Below are 23,221 nucleotides of genomic sequence, written 5' to 3'. Positions count from 1 at the left end.
GGAGTCATCCTGCAACCTGGGAAAGAATCCTTGCCATTTAGGGCAGGGAGAATGTCAAGCGATGGGCCTGCAGCTCCACTATCGTACTTGGGGAGAAGGGATCCCCTCCCTCCCAATCTTGATGCTCCACGGCCATCCGGGCAATGCCGACTGCATGGCGGTATTTGCAGAGGCAGTGGCGGGAATGCACCCCTGTGTGGCGCCAGATCTGCGCGGCTATGGACGTTCGCAGGTGGTGGATCCCTTCGAGATGGAGGAGCACCTGGAAGATTTGGAATTACTGCTCAATCGCCTGGGCTGGCAGGCGTGTCTGGTGCTGGGCTGGTCTTTGGGCGGGATCCTGGCCCTGGAGTTGGCTTTGCGGCTGCCGCAGCGGGTAAAGGGTTTGGTCTTGGTGGCCAGTGCCGCCTGCCCCCGCAGCAACCATCCCCCCACCGATTTTTGGGATCAGGTCAACACCGGCGTTGCCTCGCTGCTCAACTGGCTTTGGCCCGGCTGGGAATGGAACATCGAGACCTTTGGCCGTCGCTCCCTTTACCGCTACCTGATGCAGCAACAGACCCCAACGGCCTATCGGTATTTGGCGCACATGGCCTTGCCCGCCTATCTGCACACCTCCCCCCAGGCTCGCCAAGCTCTGCGCGCCGCTTTGCAACGGGGCTACAACCGCGAGGGAGAGCTGCACCGAATTCGCATCCCGGTACTGCTTATGGCCGGCGAGCGGGATCGCCACATCACCGCCAACAGCAGCCTGGCCACAGCCCGCACCCTGCCCCACTGCACCTGCATTGTCTATCCCAACGTGGCTCATCTCTTTCCCTGGGAGATCCCCGACCGGGTGGGACAGGATCTGCGCCGCTGGCTCAGCGCTCAAGACTGGGCAAGTGGGATCCCGGTGGTTGGCTCTTCCGCTCCCTCTGCAGACAAGGCGGCAGAAGCCTGACCCTGGGCCAACTTCCGCAGCCGGGCAAAGGCCTCTTCCTCTAGATGGATCTGCTGCTGCTGTTGTTCTTCTGGGGTGCGCAGGCGCTTTCCCAACGGCTGTTGCAGCGTGCCCAAGAGCAACGGCTCGGAAACTCCCGGCTCGGGATGGATGACGGTGCGGGCCCGCAAGGTGAACACCGGCGAACCGGTGGAGAAGCGGCCCGGGGATCCCAAATCGCTGGCCGCCTGCTTCAGGGTGAGGATCAGTTGCTCTGGGGTGATATCCGGGCTGACAGCAATAACCGCTCGATCCGCCCCTTGGTCATAGACGGTGGTGTAGGGGGCAGCACCGGGAATGCGGGAGCGAAAGATCGGCCCCAAGCTGAGGGCAAAACATCCCGCTGTTAAAACCAGCGCAAACGCCGTGTAGCCCACCAGCGCAAACTTCAATGGCCAATTGCGGATCCAGGCCAGCAGGGTGAGCATAGCCAGCAAGCCTGCCAGACCTAGCCCAATTCGGGTGGCAGAGGCAAAGAAAGACTCTAAAGTTCCATCCATAATTCCCCAGTTTAGCTAGACTGCCGGGAAGCCCTGCCCTCTATGCATCAGCATGAGTGCGGGAGTATGTCACCCCCTAGAGCTTCATCTCTAAGTGCAGGGTAAGCGCGATTCTAACTGCCCTATCTAGGGATCCCGTCCTGCTGCCGCGAACGGTGTTGGGCAGAGTAGCCCTCAGAACATCGCCGGGCCAACATAGCTTGGTCTATCTCGTGGTACCACTTGTTTCAGATCTTCACGCCCTCCTTATCTAGCCGGTAGGCTCGTAGTGACAGGTTACCCAAAAGACCTCCATCCCGCTGCCGCGAAAGGCTGCCTTTGTCTCAAGTCAAGACGAAGCTTATTCAGGATCTGGACGCAAGATGCCCTACAACCTACTCCAGAAGGGCTTGGCCGTTTCTATCACTGGGTCTTTGGTGAGAAGAGGCGAGAGGGATCAACCTACCAAACCCAGAAAGCAGCGAGCCTTACAGCTCGTCACAGCAGACTAAAAATCATGGGCAAGGTCGGATTCGAACCGACACGGTTTCCCGCCGCATTTTGAGTGCGGTGCGTCTACCAGTTTCGCCACTCGCCCGACCTGGAAACATTATCCTACTGAACTGGCGAAACCTCGTCAACCAATCCTCCCAACCCTAGTTGCGGCGGTCTTTCTCCAGTTGCTGGGCCTTTTGCCGAAGCTGGCGGGTTTGCTCCATCACCTCCTCCAGATCCTCGTGGGATAGCCGCTCGACGTAGTTGATCTTGATCTCTTCCAGCAAGTCTTGCAGGAGAGAGCGAATTTCCTCCAAAGCGTGCTCCTGGGTGAGTTCTCGTGCCAAGACTTCACCAAACCGCTGCATCAGTTGCGCTGCCAGCTTGGAGCCAACGGGATCCTCGAAACTGCCCGTTAGGGTTTTGTAGGTGGTGGTAGTCAGCTCGTTGGCCAGGCGCTCCGTCAGTTGGCTGGGCAGGGATCCCAGGCCGGGAAGCTGTTCTAGAGTTTGCATGGCAGGCAACTGCTTGAGCAGGCCATCCAGGTTGTAGCGGAGCAGTTGTTGCAGCTCCGGTTGCACCTGGGGCAAAACGCGGTAGAGGACAATGCGAAAAACCAGGTTGGCAATCGCCTCCAGCTCGTTGGTGTTGTTGATGTCGATGTAGTCCCGCGGGGTACGTGCTGCCGGCAGTAGGGGCAGGGATCCGCGCTGAATGGATCCCTGGATTTGGTTGATCACCCGCACGACAATGACTTCCGTCAGATCCTCGGCGAAGTTGGTAACAAAGCCCTGGCTCACCTGGGCGCGTACCCGCTCCAGATCCAGCAACTGTGCTTGTCCCAGCCGGATGGTGACGGGGATCACCCGCAGCCAGCGCCAAAAGGGCAGCAGCAACAGCACATCGTACCAACGCCAGAGCATGGCATCCAGCCAATTGACGCCGGTGTAGCGGCGGCTGATGGCCACCGTGCGCAGCAAAAATTCCAGCCCAAACAGAAGCACGAAGGGAAAATCCAGCACCGGGAAAAAGTCAACAGGGTTACCGCTCTCACCAATGGGGCGGAAATAGTTGGTCTCAAAGAGGGGGCGCAGCCGGGTCTGGAAAAATTCAATTCCATCTGCGGGATCGGCGCTGGCCAAGTACTCAGCAGTCCAAAAGCGGGCAAAGGCGGCTCTGGCAGAGTCGGCTTCTGGGATGTGCTCCCGCATCAAATTGAGGATACGCACAAACTGGCCAGTTTTGTTGGCGCCCTGAAAGGGATTGGTCTCAATCATCTCGTCGCTGAGCTCCCGCAAGCGGGCCAGGATTGGTGCTGCCGCTTCCGACTCCACGCCAAACCGCAGGGTAACCTGGCGCAGCTCATCCACCAAGGCCAAGTAGCGCTGGGTTTCGGGGTTGGGCTCGATACCTTTGATGGGATCGTATAGGTCGGTCACCGGGGAACGGCTGGTTTCTTCGGAGAGAATCGGCAGCGGAATGGGAGGACCAAAGGCGCCAAAAATTTGCACCCGACCCTGGAGCTAAAAATCTCGCCCAGGCACATAGCTCATGTCGAAGAGCACCAAGCACAGGTTGCTCAGGGCCAGCAGGGCCATCCCCTTCTCGTAGAGGAGCAGCCAGCGACTTCGCCCCCTGAGGACAGAGCGTCTGAGAATCCGTTGAGCAGCGTTCAAAGGACTCCGTCCCGGCCTTGGGTCAACCAGTTGGTTTGAGTCAGCCTTAGTCTACCACCCCTGGGGTGAGCCACCCTTGGCTTGAGCAAGCTGTAGTGCAACCTGGCCAAAATGCCGCCAAATGGCCTCTGCCTGTGGCCCCACCTGGCGCAGAATCCAACCCTTACAGATGGGATCCGGAGACTTGACCAGCCAGTATGGGGACTCCGTTCCGCTGATGTGAACGGTCAGCCAAGTGGGTTCCGGCCAATCCCCCAGCAAGTACAGGGATCCCCAACAGAGATGGGATCCCAGCACTGACGCGGCGGAGACCTGCCGATGGGGAAAGTGCAGGTCTATGTGTTCCTGCAGCCAGAGTTTTCTCCCCTCGGGGGAGGATGGGATCCCAGCAGTGACCCAAACTTGCAAGCAGTTGGCAAGATGTTCAAACTGCCAGCGTTCGTCCATGGCCAGCCGTCCGGCAGTCCAGATCTCGGCATAGGCCAGGCGGGCTGTGGGATCCAGTTCGATCTGCACCTGCTGGCGAAAGTCTGCCCCTGCCCCCGGAATGGTCGGGTGAGGGATCCAGATCAACTGGCTGGTGGGGGCCAGCTTGACCTTGACCTGTTGCCGAATCAAGCCGGGATGTAGCCGCATTGCCCCTTGGGTGCGAATTTCCAGCGCCGAGCCTGGCCCCAGCCCGATCTCGATCCGGTGGCGATCCCCACCCAGCAGGCCGCCGTTGGGGTTGCGCAGGTAGTACACAGGTGGCTCCCCAGGGGATCCCAGCCATTGCAAGGGAGCCTGAGAATACTCCCAAATGTGGGTATGGTCGCCTCGGCGGGTTGCCTTCAAGATGGCCTTACCGAAGTTCACAGGCGGCTCACCGAGGGGGAATTGGCCTTGATGGGGCGAAACAGCACCTCCCGCTCCAGCCAACTGAGAATCTGCTCCAGCCCCTCGCCCGTGCGCAGGTTGGTAAAGACAAAGGGCCTGTCTCCCCGCATACGACGGGCATCCCGTTCCATCACCCCCAAGTCTGCCCCCACATAGGGAGCCAGATCGATCTTGTTGATCACCAGCAGGTCGGAGCGGGTGATCCCCGGCCCCCCCTTGCGCGGGATCTTGTCCCCTTCGGCCACGTCGATGACGTAAATGCAGGCGTCCACCAGCTCAGGGCTGAAGGTAGCCGCCAAGTTGTCCCCCCCCGACTCCACTAAGATGAGATCTAGGGGGCAAAAGCGGCGCTCCAACTCCTGAATCGCGTCTAGGTTGAGGGAAGCATCTTCCCGAATGGCCGTGTGGGGGCAGCCCCCAGTCTCTACACCGATGATCCGCTCTGCCTCCAGAGCCTTGGCCCGCACCAAAAACTCGGCATCCTCGCGGGTATAGATATCGTTGGTCACCACCGCCAAAGACAGGTGGTCCCGCAGCGCCAAGCAGAGCTTTTCCACCAAAGCGGTTTTTCCAGATCCCACCGGGCCGCCAATGCCAACCCGTACCGGCTGGGAAGTTTGCGCAACTTTGCCCGACATCGGATACCTGCTCCTCTTTTTGGGCATTCTAGAACCAGATGCTTGCAAGGGATCCGAGTATGGTTCGGCTTTTGGTGGCAACTGCTGTGGTGCTGGTGGGATTTTTGCTGGTTAACCGCCTCTATCGCAACCCGCTGAGTTCGGAGCCGAGACCAGAGCAAGCCAGCCCAGAAGCTGCCCAGCAAGGGATCCCTCAAGGTGGGCCGCTGCAGATTTACCAATCTCGGGAACAGATCCAGCAAACCCTCAACCAAGGGGCTACCGCCACCCAGCAGCAGGTGGAAGCCGTTGAGCAATCCTTGGGCAATCCTTGACCCTTGACAAGTAAGAAGGGAGGCAGGTGCCTGGTTTCAGGCGGAGAAGGGATCCCTCCCCCAGACCGTGAAGCGCCCCTCAGGCTTGGGCGGATCCCCCAGACGCGCTAAAGTCGAGAATGCTGCAATTTTACAGACTGTCCATGCGGATCCCTCCTGTTACCCCAGAGAAAGCCGATAAGCAACTGCAAAAGGTTTACGAAAGCCTGGAGAAAACCTACGGCACCGCCCTCAACCCCCTGCAGGTGATGGCCCACAAGCCCCAACTGATGCGAGCCGTGATGAACCTCTACGGGGCGCTGCACACCCAAAACCCCAACTTGCCTGAAGAGCTGAAGGAGCTGGTCAGCATCCGCATTGCCCAAATCAACGGCTGCCGCCACTACTGCCTTCCCTACCACACCCTGCAGGCGCAAAAGTACGGCGCCTCCCCTGCCAAAATTGCGGCGGTGGCCCAGGCCCGCACCAGCACCCTCTACACCGAGGCGGAAAAGCTGGCCATCGAGTACGCTGAGCGGATGACCGTGCCCAGCATGGTGGTGACCGACAGCTTCTTTGCCCAGCTAAAAGCCATTTGGTCAGATGAAGATCTGGTGGAGCTATCGGCTTGGATTGGCTTCATGAACTTCTGGACCAAGGTGATTGCCGCCCTAGATGTGCCTTTGGATCCCGTCTTTGCCGAGCAACTTCACGTCTCTTAGGTAGCGGCGGGCTCTCCTCTCCCAGAGGGAGAGGGGATGGGGGTGAGGGATCCCGCCCCCCAGCCTGCCTCTAGGCCCAGTCGTCTCGCGTGCTAAAGCTGCGGTCGTACACCTGGCCGCGGGCATGGATCTGGCGAGTCCGGGCGAACAGCTCTTCTTCGCTCAGGCCCCACTGTTCCAGGATTTGATCCAAATCCCGCTGCAGATCCCAGGCGCCGGGGAAGCCGTGGTAACGGATGCGCAAACGGGCAACTTCCGCCAGTACCCAATCCGAGAGGGGCCTCTCCTGGGCCTGCACCATCAGCTCATCGAGCACAGCCCGGTCGGTGGCATACTGCGGATGTTGCTGCTCTCTCCGGGATGGGCCATTCGAGGGTGAACGGGATACAGCCATCGGTCTCCCTCCTTTTTCTCTCACTCTAGTTGAGTTCCCCTGGAGACTTTCAATATCGAGGATTGGGATCCCTGATGGCATGGGATCCCGAGAAGGCAGAAGAAAACCGCTATACTGCAAATGTTGCAGACCATGAACATTCTTCAGTTGCGGAGGCGGCGGCTATGCCCATGCCCATGATCGAGACCCGTACCGACCGGATGTTGCTCAACTTTGGGCCGCACCATCCCTCTATGCATGGGGTTTTGCGTTTGCTGGTCACCCTAGATGGCGAAAACATCGTCGATTGCGAACCGGTGATCGGCTACTTGCACCGCGGCATGGAGAAAATCGCCGAAAACCGCACGGTGGTGCAATACCTGCCCTACGTCTCCCGTTGGGACTACGGGGCCGGCATGTTTAACGAGGCCATTACCGTCAATGCCGTTGAGAAACTGGCCGGGATCAGCGTGCCCAGACGGGCCAGCTACCTGCGGGTGATCATGTTGGAGCTAACTCGTATTACCAACCACCTGCTCTGGTTTGGCCCCTTCTTAGCAGATTTGGGCGCACAAACTCCCTTTCTCTACGCCATGCGGGAGCGGGAGTGGATCTTGGATTTGTTTGAAGCCGTCACCGGCATGCGCTTGATCAACAACAACTATTTCCGGGTGGGCGGCGTGGCGGTGGACTTGCCCTACGGCTGGACGGAAAAATGCCTAGACTTTTGCGAGTATTTCTTGCCCAAAGTGGATGAATACGAGCGGCTGGTTACCGACAACCCGATTTTCCGCCGGCGGCTGGAAGGGGTGGGAGCCATCTCCAAGCAAGACGCCATCAACTGGGGTCTGTCGGGTCCCATGTTGCGGGCCTGCGGCGTCAACTGGGATCTGCGCAAAGTGGATCACTACGAGTGCTACGACGACTTCGACTGGGAGGTGGCCGTTTACCCCGAAGGGGATTGCCTGGCCCGCTATCGGGTGCGCATGAAAGAGATGCGGGAGTCCTGCAAGATCGTGCAGCAAGCGGTGAAGGCTCTGCCGGGCGGCCCCTTTGAAAACCTAGAAGCCAAGCGCATGCTGGAGGGGCCGAAGTCGGAGTGGAACAAAGGGGACTACCAGTTCATCAGCAAAAAGCCTTCCGCCAATTTCAAGATCCCCAAGGGGGAAGCCTACGTGCGGGTGGAGAGCGCCAAAGGAGAGCTGGGCATTTACATCGTGGGAGACGACAACGTTTGCCCCTGGCGCTGGAAGATCCGCCCCCCCGGCTTTGTCAATTTGCAAGTGTTGCCTCAGCTCATTCGCGGCATGAAGGTAGCCGACATGATCGCCATCCTCGGCAGCATTGACATCATCATGGGCGAGGTGGATCGCTAGGAATCGCTAAGATACTTACGGAAAGCGAGGACAAAGGCGATGGCCTGGGCGATCTTGGTTCTGCCGCTGTTGATTGTGTCTGTCATTGCTGCGATTATTGGCCCCAAGCAATGGGCTAAGTACCAAGAGGAAAGGCGCCGCCGCGCGGAAGAGCTATCTGATGCTCGCCTTCAGGCCATCATCCAGCAGGAGCTACGCCGCCGCAACCGTCCCCCCCAATCGGATCCCAACGGGAAAACTTAGCTACAGGGATCCCAAACCCTACCCAACCCGCCATCTCTAGGGAGCTACTCACCCCCATGACAAACGCTGGTATCGACCTACAACTTGGCTTCGAGACTGCCCTACAGAACCTAGGCTTGGGAGCAGGTGCAGCCCATGCCCTCTGGATGCCCCTGCCGATGTTGCTGCTGATCATCGCCGCCACCTTGGGGGTGATGGTCATGACTTGGCTGGAGCGCAAGATCTCGGCAGCAGCCCAACAGCGGATTGGCCCCAACATGGCCGGCCCTCAGGGGGTGCTGATCCCGATTGCCGATGGCATCAAGCTGCTGACCAAAGAAGATGTTCTGCCCATCTTGGCCGACCCAGTCTTGTTTACGCTGGGGCCGATATTGGTTTTCCTGCCCGTCTTTTTGTGCTACCTGGTGGTTCCCTTTGGCCAGAACCTATTGATCTCCAACATTGCCATTGGCGTGTTCTTCCTGATCGCCACCTCCAGCGTGCAACCCATCGGTTTGTTGATGTCGGGCTACGGTTCCAATAACAAGTACTCCTTGCTGGGTGGGCTACGCGCGGCAGCTCAATCGATCAGCTACGAACTGCCGCTGGCCCTGTCAGTGTTGGCCGTGGTGCTGATGAGCAACGGTCTGGACACGGTGGGGATCGTGGAGCAGCAGAGCGGCCTGGGCATTCTGAGCTGGAACGTCTGGCGGCAGCCCATTGGCTTTGTCATTTTCCTGATCTCGGCTCTGGCGGAAACGGAGCGGATCCCGTTCGATTTGCCGGAAGCAGAAGAAGAGCTGGTGGCCGGTTACCAAACGGAGTACTCCGGCATGAAGTTTGCCCTCTTTTATCTGGGATCCTACGCCAACTTGCTGCTGGCCTCCCTCATTGCAGCGGTGCTGTACTTGGGGGGTTGGTCGTTCGTGGTGCCGGTGGAAACGATTGCTGCCTTGGCCGGGATCCCCTTGGATAACCCCTTCTTGCAGATCGGCGCGGCGGCCTTGGGCATTGTCATGACGATGGTCAAAGCTTTTATCTTCATCTTCTTGGCCATCCTGCTGCGCTGGACCTTGCCACGGGTGCGCATTGACCAACTGCTGGACTTGGGGTGGAAGTTTTTGCTGCCTGTATCCTTTGTTAACTTGCTGCTGACGGCAGCCCTAAAGCTCGCCTTCCCCACCTTTTTTGGGGGTTGAATGAGAAGTAAAGAGGCAAGAGAGGGAGAACATAGGTCATGACGTTTCTCAAGCGTGTCAAAGAATATGTGGGCGATGCCTTCCGAGCCGCCAAGTACATCGGCCAAGGGATGGGGGTTGTCTTCGACCACATGGGCCGGCGCCCGGTAACCGTGCAATACCCCTTCGAAAAGCTGATCCCCTCTGAGCGCTTTCGGGGACGCATCCACTTCGAGTTCGACAAGTGCATTGCCTGCGAGATCTGTGTTCGAGTTTGCCCAATTGACCTGCCGGTGGTGGATTGGGCCTACAACCCAGAGCTGAAGAAAAAAGAGCTTTACAGCTACAGCATTGATTTTGGGGTGTGCATTTTCTGTGCCAATTGTGTGGAGTTTTGCCCCACCAACTGCCTCTCGGTAACTGAGGATTATGAGCTGGCCGCCTACGACCGCCACGACCTCAACTACCATCAGGTGGCGATGGGCCGTTTGCCCTCCAAGGTAACTGAGGACCCAATGGTGACCCCACTGCGGGAGTTTGCCTATCTGCCCAAAGGGGTGATCGATCCCCACGACCTGCCCCCTGGATCCCAGCGGGCTGGCAAACGACCGGAGGAGATTCTGGCGGAAATGAGAGCGGCCAAAGCTGCTAAGGAAGCCGAAGCGAAAGCAGCCAAGGCTGCTGCGGAATAGCGTGACATACTCCCGCACTCATGCTGACGCAAAGCGCTCCGCGCCGCTGTCCGCCACCCCTAGCCCCTTTCCCAGGGGATGTGACTGTTTGAACTTGTGGGACTGCCTTCCAGCATCGCCCGCTGCCGCAAGGTGATGGCCAGAAAAAGCGTCGAGGCCGCGAAGTTGGAGCTGTCCTTAGTGGGAATGAGATGCCTGGGGCGCAGAAATAAGGTCTTCTGAACCCTGCGATCTGCAATCAAAGATCTGAGTATGAGTATAGGTGTGGTGTCCTAGTCTGAACCAAAATGGCCATACGTGGGCAGGGCAGATGGCTGCCAGCCTTGGCTAACTTCAGGGGAAGGAAAACGTAAACCTACCCGCCAAGCCAGGGGATGTGGCCAAGCCGCTAAAAGTCTGCGCGACGTTTCCGCTCTTGCGAACCGTTACGGTAAAGGGAATGGGAGCAGTTGATTGGGAGCAGCGCCGGAACAATCTCACCTCGATGAAGTATGGCCCTGAGGGCGGGGTGGAAGCCCAAAAGACATTCTCCACAGCATTTTGGGTTACGGCAACACAGTCGGCATTGGCATCCACATCCAGCCGTCCTCCAGAAGGGACAATTCGGTTGTTAAAAAACACGGTCTGCTGCGTGGGATCCGTAACATACAGGTCAAGGTCATCGATGGTGTTCCAACTCAAGGTAACTTGAATGGGGCCGGTGCCCAATACTGGAGGTGTGGGGGTGGGAGAGGGTGTCGGTGCAGGAGTGGGAGAGGGTGTCGGTGCAGGTTCCCCAGTGACCCTCTGAGCAAAGTTTCCTTGGAAAGTATTGCCAGCCAGGTAGGCTGCGACTACCGCATCTGGGGTGCCGGGGGCCGCCTGAATTGCCACTCCTACGCCCTCGCCCCGAGCTAGGAACGTATTCCCGGAAATGGTGCGGGCCTGGGTTCCCTGCAAAATACGAATGCCGACACTGCCGGCTATCCTGCCCACGCCGATCCGGTTGGATTGAATGGATGGAATTGAGCCTGCCCCATCCAGCTGAATCCCGGTAGTGCCACTCGTACCTGCTTGCCGCGCCTGCAGTACCAAGCCGGCTCCAGCCGTGGGTGGATCCCCTTCGATTTGGTTGTTGCGGAAGATCCCGCCGGAGTTGTCACCATAGCGAACGGCCAAAGCCCCCAAAGCCTGCAGGAGAATTGTGTTGTTTTCAAGGATGGGATTGCTGCCCGGCACAGTGCCTATGCCCACCCCACCCGTTTTACTGACAATCGGCGAGACACGGCTGACCCGGCCATTCCCAGAGATCTGCACACAGGGATCCAAAAATTGCTGGCACAAAATCTCGGCCAATTGGTTCAAGGCTCCCTCTAGAACCGCAGCATTGCCGTTGACCAAGATGTTGGAGCGAGGGTCGTTGAGGGTGACCTTGCGCGGCTGAAAAGTGCCGTTGTTCACCTGCACCCGTCCACCTCCCAGCACCACGTCCACCCCCTGCAGGCTGGTTTGGCCGGCTACAATCACGTCAAAGAGCCCGGTCAGGATCTCATAGGCTGTGGAGCTGGTGATGCGAATGCGACCGCCGTTGGTGCCATCGCCGCCATCCAGGGCCAGGTTGCTTTGCAAAGTTTCCCTGCCCGTCCCCAAAATCTCGATCAGCACCTCCAGGCCCGCCGTGGCAGTCTGAAGCCGTTGGGCCTCTGCAACTGCGTCTGCCAGCTTGGTAAAGGGGCCACTGGCCGGATCTACTCTCAGGATGATGGGCCCGCCACCTGGGGGAGGAAGCGGTGGAGAACTGCCGCCGCCGCCACAGCCGAGGGCAATCCCGGCCAACAGGGGCAGCACTAGGGAAGGGATCCTCCAAGCAGATTTGGATACTTGGCCGACCATAGGTGGAAAGCCCTTTCAAGCACTTAGCGGTCAAGGTTGTCAGAGCAACAAACAACTGCCACGGGGTCAAGGTACAGATGGCCAAGCTGGGATCCAATGCCCTCAGCAAAAGCATCCTCTAACGAATCCCCTCCTCAGTCAAGGCTTCGCAAGGGATCCGCAATCAATCATCAATCGGCAACAAAAATCTCAAAAATCTAGCGCTCTTCAGGAACTTGGAGGGTTCCGGCGATAATGTTCTGCTTCACCGCTTCCACGGCGGCCACCAAATCTGCCGGGAGCAAGGCTTGGTTGTACTCATCCAGAGCATAGCCGACACCCTCATTCTCCAGGCCAAAGGTTTGAATGCCGCCGACAAAGTTGCCTTCCACCACGCTGCGAATCACTTCATAGGTGGCCACATCCACCCTCTTCAGCATCGAGGTGAGACCGTGGTTGAGGGTGGCAGGGTTGTTGTCGGTATCCCCCAGGTAGTTTTGGTTGGCATCCACACCGATAAAGAACAGCGGACGGGTATCCCCACTGCAGAGGCTGGCATAATCTGCGGGCTTGGGCACTTCCGCAAAGGGATCCCGAATGAAACTCACCCCGGCGGGCAGATCGGAGGCTCTGAGGCATCTCTCTTGCTTGACAAAGTCGATCAACCCCAGGCCGGATCCCCCGGCAGCGGCATAGATGATGTCGGCCCCTTGGGCTTTTTGGGCAGCAGCGATCTCTTTGGCTCGGGCCGGATCGTTCCAGGCGGCGGGCGTAGTCCCGACATAGTTGGCAATGACGCGACAGGTGATGCCGTCTTCGGCGCAGGCATATTCCACCCCGGCTCGATAGCCCGCCTCAAACTTGTGGATCAGGGGGATGTCCATGCCCCCCAAGAAGCCGACTACACCGGTTTGGGTTTGCTTGCCGGCAATGTAGCCCACCAAAAAGGATCCCTCATGTTCTCGGAAGAGGAGGCTGGCCACGTTGTCTTTTTCGGGGGAAACTGCGTCCACCAAGCCGAACTTCACCTCTTTGAACTCAGCGGCACTGGCGGTAACAGCCGGTTCCAGGGCAAAGCCCACCCCAATCACCACATCAAACCCCTCTTCGGCAAACTTGCGTACCCCCGGCCCCAGTTGGGAGGGATCCGTCGGCTCAAAGTCGAACACCTGCACTCCAAAGTCCTGCTTGGCGCGTTCCGCCCCTTCTGCCGCCGATTGGTTGAAGCTGCGATCGTTTTTGCCCCCTTCTCCAAAGGCAATACCCACCCGTATTTGAGGCTGAGCGGCACTGCTGAGAACGAACAGCCCCGTCAATATCCCCGTTAATACCCAAGAGATCCCCAAGGTTTTGCGCATCATGATGGTTTCCTATCGCCCCAGTAGCTTGATTAGCATCTCTCGAAAAGCCATTTTGTCCGCTCTGAGCACAACCTCAGCATTGGCAGGCCGACCCAGAATGCCTAGGCGATCCACCAAGCTATAGCCGCGAGTTAGCTCTCCGCAACATTCCACGTCCACATAGTGACGGGAACTTTGGCCAATCAGTTCCGGCTGCAAAGCCATGGCCATGGTTAAAGAATCGGGATGGGTGATGCCGTCAAGACCTCCCCCTTCAGGATGGGAGCGGTTGAACTCCCAGGCCACCCGGTTCACCGCTAAGTAAAAGCGGCTGAGGGGAGTATCCAGGGAGAGGATCGGTTCTAGCTCTTCTCGTGTCAAAAAGCCATCGCTGACCGCCAGATCCCAAGGGGACAGCACCACCTCAAATCCAGCCTGCAACACCTTTTTGGCCGCTTCCGGATCCACGTAAAAGTTGAACTCGGCAGCCGGTGTGATGTTGCCGAGAGCATGGTTGGTGCCACCCATGATCCAGAGTTTTTTCACTTTGTGAGGTAGGTTGGGATCCTGAGCCAAGGCAAGAGCCAGGTTCGTCAGGGGGGCTTGGGCGATAATCTGCAGCTCTCCGGCCCAGCGGTTGGCCAGCTCCACAATGGCTGTCGGGGCGAAAAGCGATTCCGGGCGCTGCCTGGCCTTGGGGAAAAAAGAATTGCCCATGCCGTCTTCTCCATGGACGTAGGCCGCTGTAACCAGCTTGCCCACCAGGGGTTTGCTGGCCCCGGGATAGACCGGGATCCCAGCTTTTCCCGCCACCTCCAGGGTATAGAGAGCATTTTCAACGCATTGTTCCAGGTGCAAATTGCCAGCACAGACGGTGATCGCTTCCACACTGCTGTTGGGCCAGAGCAACCCAAAGAGCAACGAGGTGACATCATCTCCCGCCGTATCCGTGTCGATCAAAAAGCGCTGCACAGCCATACACAGGCTAAGCCCAAATCAAGGTGTCATCTTAACCCTTGCAGGCAGTCTCAGGGCAGCCATTGAGCCGGTGTATCTTGAGAGGGGATCCGTGTAGGCTTGAGTCGATTGATGTCCTCTTCCATCCGTTCCATTACGCCGCAACAGATGGCCCAACACCTACGGGATCCCGAGGCTGGGCCTCTGCAATTGATCGATGTGCGGGAACCGGCAGAGCTGGAGCTGGTGAATTTGAATGCTTTAGGCTTTCGCAACTACCCCTTGAGCCGGTACGAGGAATGGAGGGAACGGATCCTCACAGAGCTGGATCCGAATCAGCCAACTTTTGTGCTCTGCCATCATGGCATCCGCTCTGCTCAGATGAGCCGGTGGCTACAGGCCAACGGGTTCACCCAGGTTTATAACATCAGCGGCGGCATTCACGCTTGGGCCTGTGAGGTGGATCCCTCTTTGCCCACTTAATTAAAAACCTACTAAAAGACCTGTTGCAGGGAGTTGAGAGGGCGAATAAGCGCCATGTTCCCCATTCTCCATTTGCAGGGGGATCCCCAGCAACGAGGCCAACAGTATGGATCCCAGGCGGCTCCCCTCATTCGCCACAGCATTGCCAGCTACGCCCGCCAATTTGCCCACCGCTGTGGTCTCACCTGGCAGCAGGCCCAGGCCCAAGCAGAGGGATCCCTGCCCTGGCTAGAGCGCCACGTGCCCCACCTGCTGGAAGAAATCCAAGGAATTGCTGCGGGGAGTGGCTTTCGTTTCGCCGAGATTCTGGCCCTCAATTTGCGCACCGAAATTTTATCCAGATCGGTTCCCAGGGGATCCCATCCCAACTGCGCCGCTGCTCTGGAACACAATCTCCAAAACGGGGTGCCCCAGCACCCACCGGATCCTGCTCATGAATTCAAGGGGATTGATCTCATCGATCCAGCCCAAGCCAACCCGGATGGGGGAGAATGCACCACCCTGGCGGCCTTGCCCCAGGCTACCTCCACCCACCACACCTACTTGGCCCAAACCTGGGATTGGATCGGGGAGCAGCGCAGGGCCTGTGTGCTGTTGTGCGTTCGCTCCGATAACCACCCTGCCTACCTCACCCTGACCGAAGCTGGGATCCTGGCCAAAATCGGCCTCAATCAAGCAGGGTTGGCCGTAGCCCTCAACCTCTTGCGCTCTACCCTAGATGGGCAAACCGAGGGAATGCCGGTGCATTTGCTATTGCGCTTGTTGTTGGAGTGTGAGGAGTGGCAGCAAGCTGTGGAGAGGGTGAGATCCTATCCTTACACCGCGTCCTCTTGTGTCAGCGTTGCGGGTACCGCAGGACAGGCGGTAGGCCTACAGCCCGCTAGTGCAATCAGCTTTGAAATCAGTCCACGAGGAATTGGCCTGCATCTCCCTCAAGGAGGGATCCTCGCCCACACCAATCATTTCCTGGATCCGGCCTTGCGAGAAGATGAGCTGCCCCCCCATATAGGATCCTCCACAAGGCTAGAACGGGCCTATCATTTGCTTCGCCAGAGTGCTCAAACGGGAACCCTAGACGCGGTCGCTCTTCAAAAAATCCTACAAGACCGGACGAATGCCCCCCACTGCATCTGCCGCCATCCGGATCCCCATCTGCCCGTCTGGGATCGCACCGAAAGCGTGGCGGCTGTGGTGATGGATTTGAACCGGCAAATCTTACACCTGGCCCCCAACATTCCCGATCAAGTGGAGTTTGTACCGATTTCCGGGATTTTCTAGGTTTGGAAGATGCAGTAGGATCGAGCTGAAGAGAGAGGAGGGGCAGGCGATCGCGTCCTTGCTGTCGCCACCAGACAGCGGGATGAGGAAAGTCCGGGCTTTCAGAAGAACACACCGCTGGGGAAACTCCCAGTGCGGGTAACCGCGAGGATAGTGCCACAGAAACATACCGCCGATGGCTGGGATCCCAGCACAGGTAAGGGTGCAAAGGTGGGGTAAGAGCCCACCAGCAACGTCGTGAGGCGTTGGCTCGGTAAACCCCGGTGGAAAGCAAGGCCGCAGCCGCAGGATCATGGCTGTTCTTCGCCCCTGTTGGCTGCATCGAGATCACGGTACCCAAAGCGGGGAAGGGTGCTCTCGATGGTGGTGAGCCGCTAGAGGGTGATGGTAACATCACTCCCAGATAGATGATCGCCAGTGCAACTCTGCACTACAGAACCCGGCTTACAACCTCCTCTCTTTTCTATCTGGTCTCTGTTGGGTCACGCCTGCCATCCACAGCTCCACGCAGGCTTGCAGAAGGGGGGGGATCCTGGCGGTTTCGGCGCCTTTCTCTGATTTTTTAGATTTTTCATCCGATAGCTGCCCCTCAACAGAGGGCTCGGTTCCGTCGGCGCCAACGGAAGGCAACTCGGCAGTTACCGCCAACATTGCTGCTCCCAAAATCATTACATGCAAAACCCCAACGGCTGCATAAAGGCGATCTGGCTCGACAGATTGCAACTCAGAGTTGGGAAATCGCCGCAAATACTCTGTCAGCTGTTCTTGGGCCTGAGAAAAACCCATCCGCAAGGCGCGACGATGTTCCTCAGAATAAAGGCCAGCCTCCCCGACCAGGGAGCGCACCAGTTCAGGATTATCGGCCAAAGCCCGAAAACAGGTGTGGACATAGCGCAGGAGAATGGCTTGCAACCCAGAACCTTGAGAGGGGGCGGGATCCGCCTTCAGAGGAAGATCGGCAATGCCGGAAAAAACCCCCAACTCGCCAAATACGGCCAGGAGTAGCCCCTGCTTGGTGCCGAAGTGCCGAAACAGGGTGACCTCATTCACTCCGGCCAAATCCGCAATTTGACGGGTGGTGGTTTGGGTGATGCCCTGACGAACGAACAGCTCCCGAGCCGCATTCAGCAGCCTTTGCCGAGAAGAAGGACGTGCCATAGTGAGGAGAAAACCTGAAGAATTGCGGCGGGCTGCAAGTGACGCTTGCATTTACGGTGGAATACCGCTAGGCTTAATGTCAAGCGAGAGGATGTCGGCAGCGTTGCCTCTGCTCCTCTTCTTCCTGTGTAGCCAAGTTCATCACAGCGGAGCACATAGCAAGTCACCGCTGGCTATGGCGGTGTCTTCAGGGGTTTGACTCCGTTTTCACGTTGGGCCGCTGTTATCCGGCGGCCTTAACTTGGGCTTTGTGTTTTGGCTCTTTCCTAGTCAGTCTAGTCTACTTCTTCTTCTGAGGTTTTGTGGGTTCATGACCACTTCTTTTTCTCGCCAATCGCTGAATCATCCCGCTCCGCTCAATCGGCCCGAGCCCCAAGAGTCCTTTCGGTTTGCTTGGGAACATGTGCTCTTCTTTGCCATTTTTCACGTGGTGGCTTTGGTGGGAGGCATTTTCTTCTTCTCCTGGCCCGCTCTGGGAGTAGCCCTATTTCTCCACTGGTGTTTCGGCAGCTTAGGCATCTGCTTGGGGTACCACCGCCTGCTCAGCCATCGTAGTTTCCAGGTGCCCAAGTGGCTGGAATATGTCTTCACGACTCTCGGTGCCCTGGCCGTTCAAGGGGGGCCGATCTTTTGGGTGGGTGGCCACCGTCAGCATCACGCCTTTACCGAAGATGAGGAGAGGGATCCCTATTCTGCTCGTAAGGGCTTTTGGTGGAGCCATGTGCTCTGGCTGATCTACCACCGCGAAGAATTTTTTAACCCTGAGAAGTATTTTGCCTTTGCGCCCGACTTGGCTCGGGATCCCTTCTACCGCTGGCTGGATAGGTACGCCCTGCTTTTGCAACTGCCGTTGGCTGCAATACTCTACCTGCTGGGGGGCTGGTCATTCGTCGTGTACGGTATCTTCGTGCGGACAGTGCTGCTGCTGCATTGTACCTGGTTGATCAACTCGGCCAGCCACTTCTGGGGTTACCGGACTTTCGAGAGCAACGACAATGCCCGTAACCTTTGGTGGGCGGCCATTCTAACCTATGGTGAAGGCTGGCACAACAACCATCATGCCGACCCGAAGTGCGTTAAGGCCGGTTTGCGTTGGTGGGAGATCGACATGACCTACTGGGCCATTTGGCTGTTGGCGAGATTGGGCCTGGCTCGTAAGCTGCACCTGCCTGCCCAAGGCCAAGCTGCTCGCTGAACTGGTTTTTCCCAGACCTTGCAGAGGAATCATCCGGGGATCCCTATCCCTAGGGATCCCTTTTGGGTTGCAGAGAGAGCTAGTCTTCTAAGGGGCTATACTGCCACGCTCCATAGTGGTCAAGAATACGCTTAATTTGTTCTATGTCGGCATCGGGTTCTTGATGAATATGCAATGCCTCTATTTGGCTGTCTTGGTAGCGAAAGGTGGAGTTTTTTTTCCACTCCAGCTCCGTTTTCACCCCTGAAACACAAGCCAAATGGGCAGCCAATTCCCGATAAACCATCAGGGGCATAGAATCGTAGCGAATAGCGTAGCGCTTCATTTTGGGAGTGCTCACGAATGACAGCCCGATCAACGTAGCCCAGGGTATAACTCAAGACAACCCAAGTAACTTCCGGATTATGCAATCACTGCAAAAAGTAAAAGAGTCCTCTATGCAAAACTCTGGGGCGAGGACTTGACCGGCAAAACAGGATAGGACTAAGCAATTTTGTCATCGACCAAGGTGCAGCAATTGACCTGATCTAGGCAAATCTTTCCCCACTGCAAGGCCCAGCGTACTAAGGCAACCCGATTTGCCGTTCGGGTCTTGCTCAAAATGTTGCTGATGTGATTGTCAACGGTGCGTTTGCTGATCTCTAAGCGTTCCGCAATGTCCTGATTGGTCAGTCCTGCCGCAATCAACTCGATGACTTGCAGTTCCCGTTCGGACAACAAGTCCGCGGAATGATAGTCGGTGCCCATTCCGAATGCCTGCTTAAGATGAACTGTAAGGATTACCTACCCCAATTCTAGGGGATCACCCCTGAGATGGACAGCCCTGAAGAAAGGAAATCTTAGGCGATTCTCGGCCAGACTCCGGCTGCGGGCCACTGACGCGAGCGTCTTCGGGCGGGTTTCACAAGGGATCCAGGTGCTTCCGGGGCAGTTCCACCTGAACCCACAGCCCACCGGTTTGCGGGTGATTGCGCAGTTGGATGGTGCCCCCGTGAACTTCGACAATCTGCCGCACAATTGCCAGCCCTAGGCCGGTTCCGCCTTTGCTGCGGGCCCGCGCAGTGTCGGTGCGGTAAAAGGGCTGAAAGACCAACTCAAATTGATCTTCTGGCAGGCCGGGGCCGTGGTCGTACACCTCTAGCCGCACCTGGGATCCCTGCTCCGAAAGCACCACATGGATAGGAGAGTCGGGCTTGCCATACTTGACGGCGTTGTCCAAGAGATTGAGGATGAGGCGGTATAGGCGTTGCTCATCTCCCCAGAGGTAAATCTGGGACGATCCGCTCAGGTGCAGTTCCTGGTGTCGAGGCTTGGCCAACGGCTCTACACTTTGCCAGGCCTCGCGCACCAAACTTGCCAGATCCACCCAACGCCACTGAGAGCGGGATGCGGCTCCCAAATTGAGGGCGCTGAGTTCGAGCAAGTCTTGAACCAAATGGCTCAGGCGCAGAGTTTCATTTAGCAATCGTTCCACCCAGACTGCTTGAGCGGCATCGACCCGGCTTTGTAAAGTTTCGGCCAGCAAGCGAATGGAGGTGAGGGGGGTTTTCAGCTCGTGAGCCACATCCGAAGCCCAGCGATCCCGCTGTTGGGCCAGCATTTTTGCTTCCAGCCGGTCTTCTAAAAAAATGGCCACGTGCGCTTGCGGCAGCAGCAGCCCCCAAGCCCGCAGCGGAATCGGTTTGCCATCCCCACCGGAAGGGTAGAAAATCCATTCGCGACTTTGGACAGGAGCAGCGGTCTCCTGTCGGCGGGTAGCCTCGATGAGCTGATCCAACTCATAGGAGCGCACCCATTCCAGCAAGAGCTTGATGCCCGGCTGCCATTGGCTGATGCGCAGCAGACGCTGGGCGGCAGGATTGCACTCCAGCACCACGTTGTTTTCGTCCACCCGCAGATATCCCCAAGGGAGCCGCTGACTCAGGTATTGCCAGTTTTGCAGTTGCTGTTTTTGGTTGGCCCAATCCAGATCTTGTTGGCGAAGATGACGGCTGAGCAAGCTGAGCATCTGTTCCGGGGAGTGGAGGGGCATGGCCAGATGCACCAGGGATCCCAACCGCTGCAATTCGCGTCTGAAACGGCGCCGAGTCTGCCACAGCAGGAGCAACGTGCAAAGCAAACCGATTCCCAACCCGATCAGGATCCCGGCTTCCAGTCCCATGTTCCCACCACCTTTGCTGCCATTGTCGCTCAGGGAAGCAAGAGTGGAGGCGAAAGCCCGGTTGCCGGCCTCTTATCGACGATGTACGAGGGTGGTACTGGCTTGGTCGGTGGGCACAAGCAAGATCTCGCTGATGTTCACGTGGGGGGGACGGGTTGCCGCAAACACCACCACTTCAGCCACATCCATCGCCGTCAAGGGGGTGAGGCCCTGATACACTGCTGCCGCGCGGGCGCGATCCCCACGGAAGCGCACTTGGCTGAACTCGGTTTCCACCAGGCCCGGCTGAATCTCGGTGACGCGAATGGGGGTGCCCAGTAAATCCAGCTTCAGCCCCTCGGAGATGGCCCGCACGGCGGCCTTAGAAGCGCAATACACAGCGCCACCTGGGTAGGTCTGCCGACCGGCAATGGAGCCGATGTTCACCACATGGCCTCGACCTCGCTCCACCATGCCGGGCAAAACGGCGCGGGTAACATAGAGCAGACCCTTGAGGTTGGTATCGATCATCTCTTCCCAATCTTGCAAGGCCCCCATGTGGAGCTTGTCCAAGCCACGACTTAAACCTGCATTGTTGACCAAGATGTCGATGTTGGCCCACGGCGAGGGCAAAGATTGAAGCGCCTGCTGCACGGCTGCCCCATCCCGCACATCCAAAGCCAGCAGGTAGGAAGAAGTGCCATAAGCCTGCTGCAACTCCCCAGCCAGTTCCTGCAGCCGATCCTGACGACGAGCCACCAGAATCAGGCGGGCTCCAGAACGGGCAAAAAGGGTGGCACAAGCGGCCCCAATGCCGCTACTGGCTCCGGTGATGAGCACGATGGAGTTTTCGATCATCATTTGCTAATTCAAATGCTGTGATTTCAATTGAGTGCAGTCGGCGAAAAGTGGACAGCCGCCCCCAGCTTCCTCCTCAGTGGGAGGCTACAGCCATTCTAGGAGTTCGAGCCACTTCCCCAAGGGGAGTCTGGGATCCGGTAAACGAATCGTTTCGCTGCCGTTCGGTAGCGACGCTACCGCTTCCTGCAAAAGCTCCTTAAAGAGAGCGCTCCAGCAGCTTGACACAAGCGTACAGGGTATCCAAATGGGGAGTGGGCACGCCCACTAAACGCCCCAGCTCGGTGATGGCTCCCACAATGGCCTCGATCTCCGTCCGTCGCCCCAGCTCAATATCCTGCAGCATCGAGGTGCGATGGGATCCCACGCGGGCTGCATCCTCTAGCCGCTTTTCCAAAGAGACCGGCAGCCGGATCCCTAGAGCTTGGGCCACAGCCTCAACTTCCTGCATCACCGACCGAACCAAAGCACGGGTGGGTGGGTATTGGGCAATTTCATCTTGAGCAGCCCGGGTGAGGGCGCTGATGGGATTGAAGGCGGCATTGCCCCACAGTTTCTGCCAGATCTCGGCCCGAATCTGCGAGGTGAGGGTGGTGGAAAGCTGCGCCTGTTCAAAGATGGCGGCCAAGGACTGCAGCCGTCCTGACAGGGATCCATCCGGCTCCCCCAGAATGTAGCGCCCACCCCCTGTGTGCAAGACCACTCCTGGCTCTGCCAACTGCACGGCGATATACACCACACAGCCGATCACCCGCTCTATCGGCAGATGGGCAGCGATAACCCCTTCTGGATCCACGGAAGTCAGGGAATGCCCCTCAAACTCGCCGCCATGCCGGTAGAAGTACCACCAGGGGATACCATTCTGGGCGATCACAATGGGGGTGTCTGGGCCACACAGGGATCCCAGCCGAGGGGCAAGCTGCGGCAAGCTGTGGGCCTTGACCGTCACTATCAGCCAGTCCTGTGGGCCAAGGGCAGCCGGGTCGTCGGTGGCCGTCAAGTGCTCCACCCAGGTTTGGGAGGGATCCCCCTGCCGGATCAGCTTTAGACCTTGGGTGCGGATGGCCTGCAGGTGAGCTCCACGCGCCACAACACTGACAGGGAAGCCCGACCGGGCCAGGCAAACGGCCAGATGGCTTCCCACCGCCCCGGCGCCAACAACACAAATCTTCATGGGCCTATCATCTTTTCGTCACCCACTTCACATCCAGGTGGCCAATTGACACGAGGCTGTGACAAGGGCTGAGCGGGATCGGGAGAAACCCCCGACAACTGAAGGGAGGGCTTTTGGAGAACCCTCACTCTGCCCCCCCTTGGGTCACCCTCAGGATCCCGTATCCAAGCGCCACACCCACCAGGGTCAGCACAATGCAGAGTCCAGCAGTGGTGAAGATCTCGCCAGCCATAGATTAGATTCCTCGCACATGGGTTACATCGCCTTCTCAGGATATCGGATCCCCAGCCCTGGCCTTCACTCCAGCGGTGTAGCGACCCAAACCTAGCTCCTGGAAAAACAGGCGTTCTCTTGGACTTGATAAGATCCGGCTATCCACCTCTATAATGAAAGCAATTTACAAGTCTTTACCGGCATAGGCTAAATTGTAATGCCTACAGCCGTAAAACTTGTCCGGTGGCTCTCGAATGCTCTGTTGGGCCTCGTGAGCCCTGGAAACGGTTCTCGATAGGGTCTTGGAGCGCTGGGAATTCTAACCCACTGGAAAGTTCCCAGGCAGTTCTCGCCAAAGAGCCGTTCAAAGAAACTGAGGCAAAAGACCCGAGGGTTGAGTCTTTATACCTAGGCTCCGCTCTTGCTTCGAAGAAGCAAACTTTGTAGTTTCATTAACGTCCTCATTCATTTAGATGTCTTTAAGGAGTAGTTCAGATGACCATAGCGGTAGGGCGCGTGCGTCAGGAGCGAGGATGGTTCGACATCGTCGATGACTGGCTCAAGCGCGACAG

At 57.9% G+C, this 23,221-nt stretch carries 26 protein-coding genes, 1 tRNA gene, 1 other RNA gene and 1 pseudogene; 12 read left to right on the top strand and 17 right to left on the bottom strand.

Annotation, left to right across the window (positions count from 1 at the left end):
* Positions 1 to 61 precede the first annotated feature (61 nt).
* Positions 62 to 943 carry an alpha/beta fold hydrolase gene (locus NW816_RS11270; protein ID WP_414409212.1) on the top strand — a complete coding sequence of 294 codons (882 nt, stop codon included), beginning with the start codon at positions 62 to 64 and terminating at the stop codon, positions 941 to 943.
* Here NW816_RS11270 and NW816_RS11265 read toward each other — a convergent pair.
* From NW816_RS11265 to ureG, 6 genes are all read right to left on the bottom strand, one after another.
* Positions 871 to 1,482: a Ycf51 family protein gene (locus NW816_RS11265; protein ID WP_414409211.1), complete on the bottom strand. Its 612-nt coding sequence runs from the start codon at positions 1,480 to 1,482 to the stop codon at positions 871 to 873. The genes NW816_RS11270 and NW816_RS11265 overlap by 73 nt on opposite strands.
* Before the next feature lie 497 nt (positions 1,483 to 1,979).
* A tRNA-Leu gene (locus tag NW816_RS11260) sits at positions 1,980 to 2,059 on the bottom strand.
* A gap of 58 nt (positions 2,060 to 2,117) precedes the next feature.
* A complete protein-coding gene (locus NW816_RS11255; RefSeq protein ID WP_414409210.1) occupies positions 2,118 to 3,467 on the bottom strand; it encodes a hypothetical protein in 1,350 nt (449 codons plus the stop codon).
* 12 nt (positions 3,468 to 3,479) lie between these two features.
* Entirely contained in the window at positions 3,480 to 3,632 is a 153-nt protein-coding gene (locus tag NW816_RS11250; RefSeq protein WP_414409209.1) for a hypothetical protein, read from the bottom strand.
* Between the two features lie 51 nt (positions 3,633 to 3,683).
* Positions 3,684 to 4,487, bottom strand: coding sequence for an urease accessory protein UreD (locus tag NW816_RS11245; protein WP_414352216.1), 804 nt, complete (start codon positions 4,485 to 4,487; stop codon positions 3,684 to 3,686).
* Positions 4,484 to 5,146 (bottom strand): urease accessory protein UreG, encoded by a 663-nt coding sequence (ureG, locus tag NW816_RS11240; RefSeq protein ID WP_414409208.1) that lies wholly within the window; start codon positions 5,144 to 5,146, stop codon positions 4,484 to 4,486. The genes NW816_RS11245 and ureG overlap by 4 nt, the downstream gene beginning before the upstream one ends.
* Before the next feature lie 59 nt (positions 5,147 to 5,205).
* Here ureG and NW816_RS11235 point away from each other — a divergent pair, with 59 nt between their 5' ends.
* Together NW816_RS11235 and NW816_RS11230 are read left to right on the top strand one after the other, a co-directional pair.
* Positions 5,206 to 5,460: a hypothetical protein gene (locus tag NW816_RS11235; RefSeq protein WP_041436298.1), complete on the top strand. Its 255-nt coding sequence runs from the start codon at positions 5,206 to 5,208 to the stop codon at positions 5,458 to 5,460.
* Between the two features lie 143 nt (positions 5,461 to 5,603).
* Entirely contained in the window at positions 5,604 to 6,161 is a 558-nt protein-coding gene (locus NW816_RS11230) for a carboxymuconolactone decarboxylase family protein (RefSeq protein WP_414352218.1), read from the top strand.
* Between the two features lie 70 nt (positions 6,162 to 6,231).
* Here the strand turns inward: NW816_RS11230 and NW816_RS11225 are convergent, their stop codons facing one another.
* A complete protein-coding gene (locus tag NW816_RS11225; RefSeq protein ID WP_414409207.1) occupies positions 6,232 to 6,555 on the bottom strand; it encodes a DUF3288 family protein in 324 nt (107 codons plus the stop codon).
* 170 nt (positions 6,556 to 6,725) lie between these two features.
* On the opposite strand from NW816_RS11225, the gene NW816_RS11220 reads away from it, so the two are divergent.
* The 4 genes from NW816_RS11220 to ndhI are packed head-to-tail and all read left to right on the top strand — an operon-like array spanning position 6,726 to position 10,002.
* Positions 6,726 to 7,910 (top strand): NAD(P)H-quinone oxidoreductase subunit H, encoded by a 1,185-nt coding sequence (locus NW816_RS11220; RefSeq protein WP_041437160.1) that lies wholly within the window; start codon positions 6,726 to 6,728, stop codon positions 7,908 to 7,910.
* Between the two features lie 39 nt (positions 7,911 to 7,949).
* The gene (locus NW816_RS11215; RefSeq protein ID WP_414331866.1) at positions 7,950 to 8,153 is read left to right on the top strand and encodes a hypothetical protein; all 204 of its coding nucleotides are present in this window, start codon (positions 7,950 to 7,952) and stop codon (positions 8,151 to 8,153) included.
* Positions 8,154 to 8,209: 56 nt separating this feature from the next.
* The gene (nuoH, locus tag NW816_RS11210; RefSeq protein WP_414331864.1) at positions 8,210 to 9,331 is read left to right on the top strand and encodes an NADH-quinone oxidoreductase subunit NuoH; all 1,122 of its coding nucleotides are present in this window, start codon (positions 8,210 to 8,212) and stop codon (positions 9,329 to 9,331) included.
* A gap of 38 nt (positions 9,332 to 9,369) precedes the next feature.
* Positions 9,370 to 10,002, top strand: coding sequence for an NAD(P)H-quinone oxidoreductase subunit I (gene ndhI / locus NW816_RS11205; protein ID WP_414409206.1), 633 nt, complete (start codon positions 9,370 to 9,372; stop codon positions 10,000 to 10,002).
* A gap of 333 nt (positions 10,003 to 10,335) precedes the next feature.
* Here ndhI and NW816_RS11200 read toward each other — a convergent pair whose 3' ends face one another.
* The 3 genes from NW816_RS11200 to NW816_RS11190 all read right to left on the bottom strand — a co-directional run bounded on the left by NW816_RS11200 (position 10,336) and on the right by NW816_RS11190 (position 14,171).
* A complete protein-coding gene (locus NW816_RS11200) occupies positions 10,336 to 11,874 on the bottom strand; it encodes a right-handed parallel beta-helix repeat-containing protein (RefSeq protein WP_414409205.1) in 1,539 nt (512 codons plus the stop codon).
* A 197-nt stretch (positions 11,875 to 12,071) separates the two neighbouring features.
* Entirely contained in the window at positions 12,072 to 13,214 is a 1,143-nt protein-coding gene (locus tag NW816_RS11195; RefSeq protein ID WP_414374766.1) for a BMP family lipoprotein, read from the bottom strand.
* A 9-nt stretch (positions 13,215 to 13,223) separates the two neighbouring features.
* Positions 13,224 to 14,171 carry a nucleoside hydrolase gene (locus NW816_RS11190; protein WP_414357935.1) on the bottom strand — a complete coding sequence of 316 codons (948 nt, stop codon included), beginning with the start codon at positions 14,169 to 14,171 and terminating at the stop codon, positions 13,224 to 13,226.
* Between the two features lie 111 nt (positions 14,172 to 14,282).
* Here NW816_RS11190 and NW816_RS11185 point away from each other — a divergent pair, with 111 nt between their 5' ends.
* The 4 genes from NW816_RS11185 (at position 14,283) to NW816_RS11170 (ending at position 16,916) form a co-directional block, all read left to right on the top strand.
* On the top strand, positions 14,283 to 14,633 hold the full coding sequence (locus NW816_RS11185) for a rhodanese-like domain-containing protein (RefSeq protein WP_414409204.1): 351 nt from the start codon (positions 14,283 to 14,285) through the stop codon (positions 14,631 to 14,633).
* Between the two features lie 54 nt (positions 14,634 to 14,687).
* Positions 14,688 to 15,911: a C45 family autoproteolytic acyltransferase/hydolase gene (locus NW816_RS11180; protein ID WP_414409203.1), complete on the top strand. Its 1,224-nt coding sequence runs from the start codon at positions 14,688 to 14,690 to the stop codon at positions 15,909 to 15,911.
* A 32-nt stretch (positions 15,912 to 15,943) separates the two neighbouring features.
* Positions 15,944 to 16,374, top strand: an RNA gene (rnpB, locus tag NW816_RS11175) — RNase P RNA component class A.
* A 209-nt stretch (positions 16,375 to 16,583) separates the two neighbouring features.
* A complete protein-coding gene (locus NW816_RS11170; protein WP_414409202.1) occupies positions 16,584 to 16,916 on the top strand; it encodes a hypothetical protein in 333 nt (110 codons plus the stop codon).
* A gap of 45 nt (positions 16,917 to 16,961) precedes the next feature.
* Here NW816_RS11170 and NW816_RS11165 read toward each other — a convergent pair.
* Positions 16,962 to 17,069, bottom strand: a pseudogene (locus NW816_RS11165) (TetR family transcriptional regulator); the annotation flags it as partial.
* A 310-nt stretch (positions 17,070 to 17,379) separates the two neighbouring features.
* Here NW816_RS11165 and NW816_RS11160 point away from each other — a divergent pair.
* The gene (locus tag NW816_RS11160; RefSeq protein WP_414329132.1) at positions 17,380 to 18,264 is read left to right on the top strand and encodes an acyl-CoA desaturase; all 885 of its coding nucleotides are present in this window, start codon (positions 17,380 to 17,382) and stop codon (positions 18,262 to 18,264) included.
* Between the two features lie 79 nt (positions 18,265 to 18,343).
* Here the strand turns inward: NW816_RS11160 and NW816_RS11155 are convergent, their stop codons facing one another.
* The 6 genes from NW816_RS11155 to NW816_RS11130 all read right to left on the bottom strand — a co-directional run bounded on the left by NW816_RS11155 (position 18,344) and on the right by NW816_RS11130 (position 22,668).
* A complete protein-coding gene (locus NW816_RS11155) occupies positions 18,344 to 18,604 on the bottom strand; it encodes a hypothetical protein (protein ID WP_414357942.1) in 261 nt (86 codons plus the stop codon).
* A gap of 143 nt (positions 18,605 to 18,747) precedes the next feature.
* Entirely contained in the window at positions 18,748 to 19,011 is a 264-nt protein-coding gene (locus NW816_RS11150; RefSeq protein ID WP_011432496.1) for a helix-turn-helix domain-containing protein, read from the bottom strand.
* A 154-nt stretch (positions 19,012 to 19,165) separates the two neighbouring features.
* Positions 19,166 to 20,425, bottom strand: coding sequence for a sensor histidine kinase (locus NW816_RS11145; protein ID WP_414409201.1), 1,260 nt, complete (start codon positions 20,423 to 20,425; stop codon positions 19,166 to 19,168).
* A 72-nt stretch (positions 20,426 to 20,497) separates the two neighbouring features.
* On the bottom strand, positions 20,498 to 21,265 hold the full coding sequence (locus NW816_RS11140; RefSeq protein WP_414409200.1) for an SDR family oxidoreductase: 768 nt from the start codon (positions 21,263 to 21,265) through the stop codon (positions 20,498 to 20,500).
* Positions 21,266 to 21,461: 196 nt separating this feature from the next.
* Positions 21,462 to 22,436 carry a ketopantoate reductase family protein gene (locus NW816_RS11135; protein WP_414409199.1) on the bottom strand — a complete coding sequence of 325 codons (975 nt, stop codon included), beginning with the start codon at positions 22,434 to 22,436 and terminating at the stop codon, positions 21,462 to 21,464.
* Positions 22,437 to 22,560: 124 nt separating this feature from the next.
* Positions 22,561 to 22,668, bottom strand: a complete 108-nt coding sequence (locus tag NW816_RS11130) for a PetM family cytochrome b6-f complex subunit 7 (RefSeq protein ID WP_011432492.1) — start codon at positions 22,666 to 22,668, stop codon at positions 22,561 to 22,563.
* Between the last annotated feature and the right edge of the window lie 553 nt (positions 22,669 to 23,221).

This window comes from Synechococcus sp. W55.1 (assembly GCF_047461655.1).
Classification (GTDB): Bacteria; Cyanobacteriota; Cyanobacteriia; order Thermostichales; family Thermostichaceae; genus Thermostichus.
This window is presented reverse-complemented; position numbering and strand designations above follow the sequence as displayed.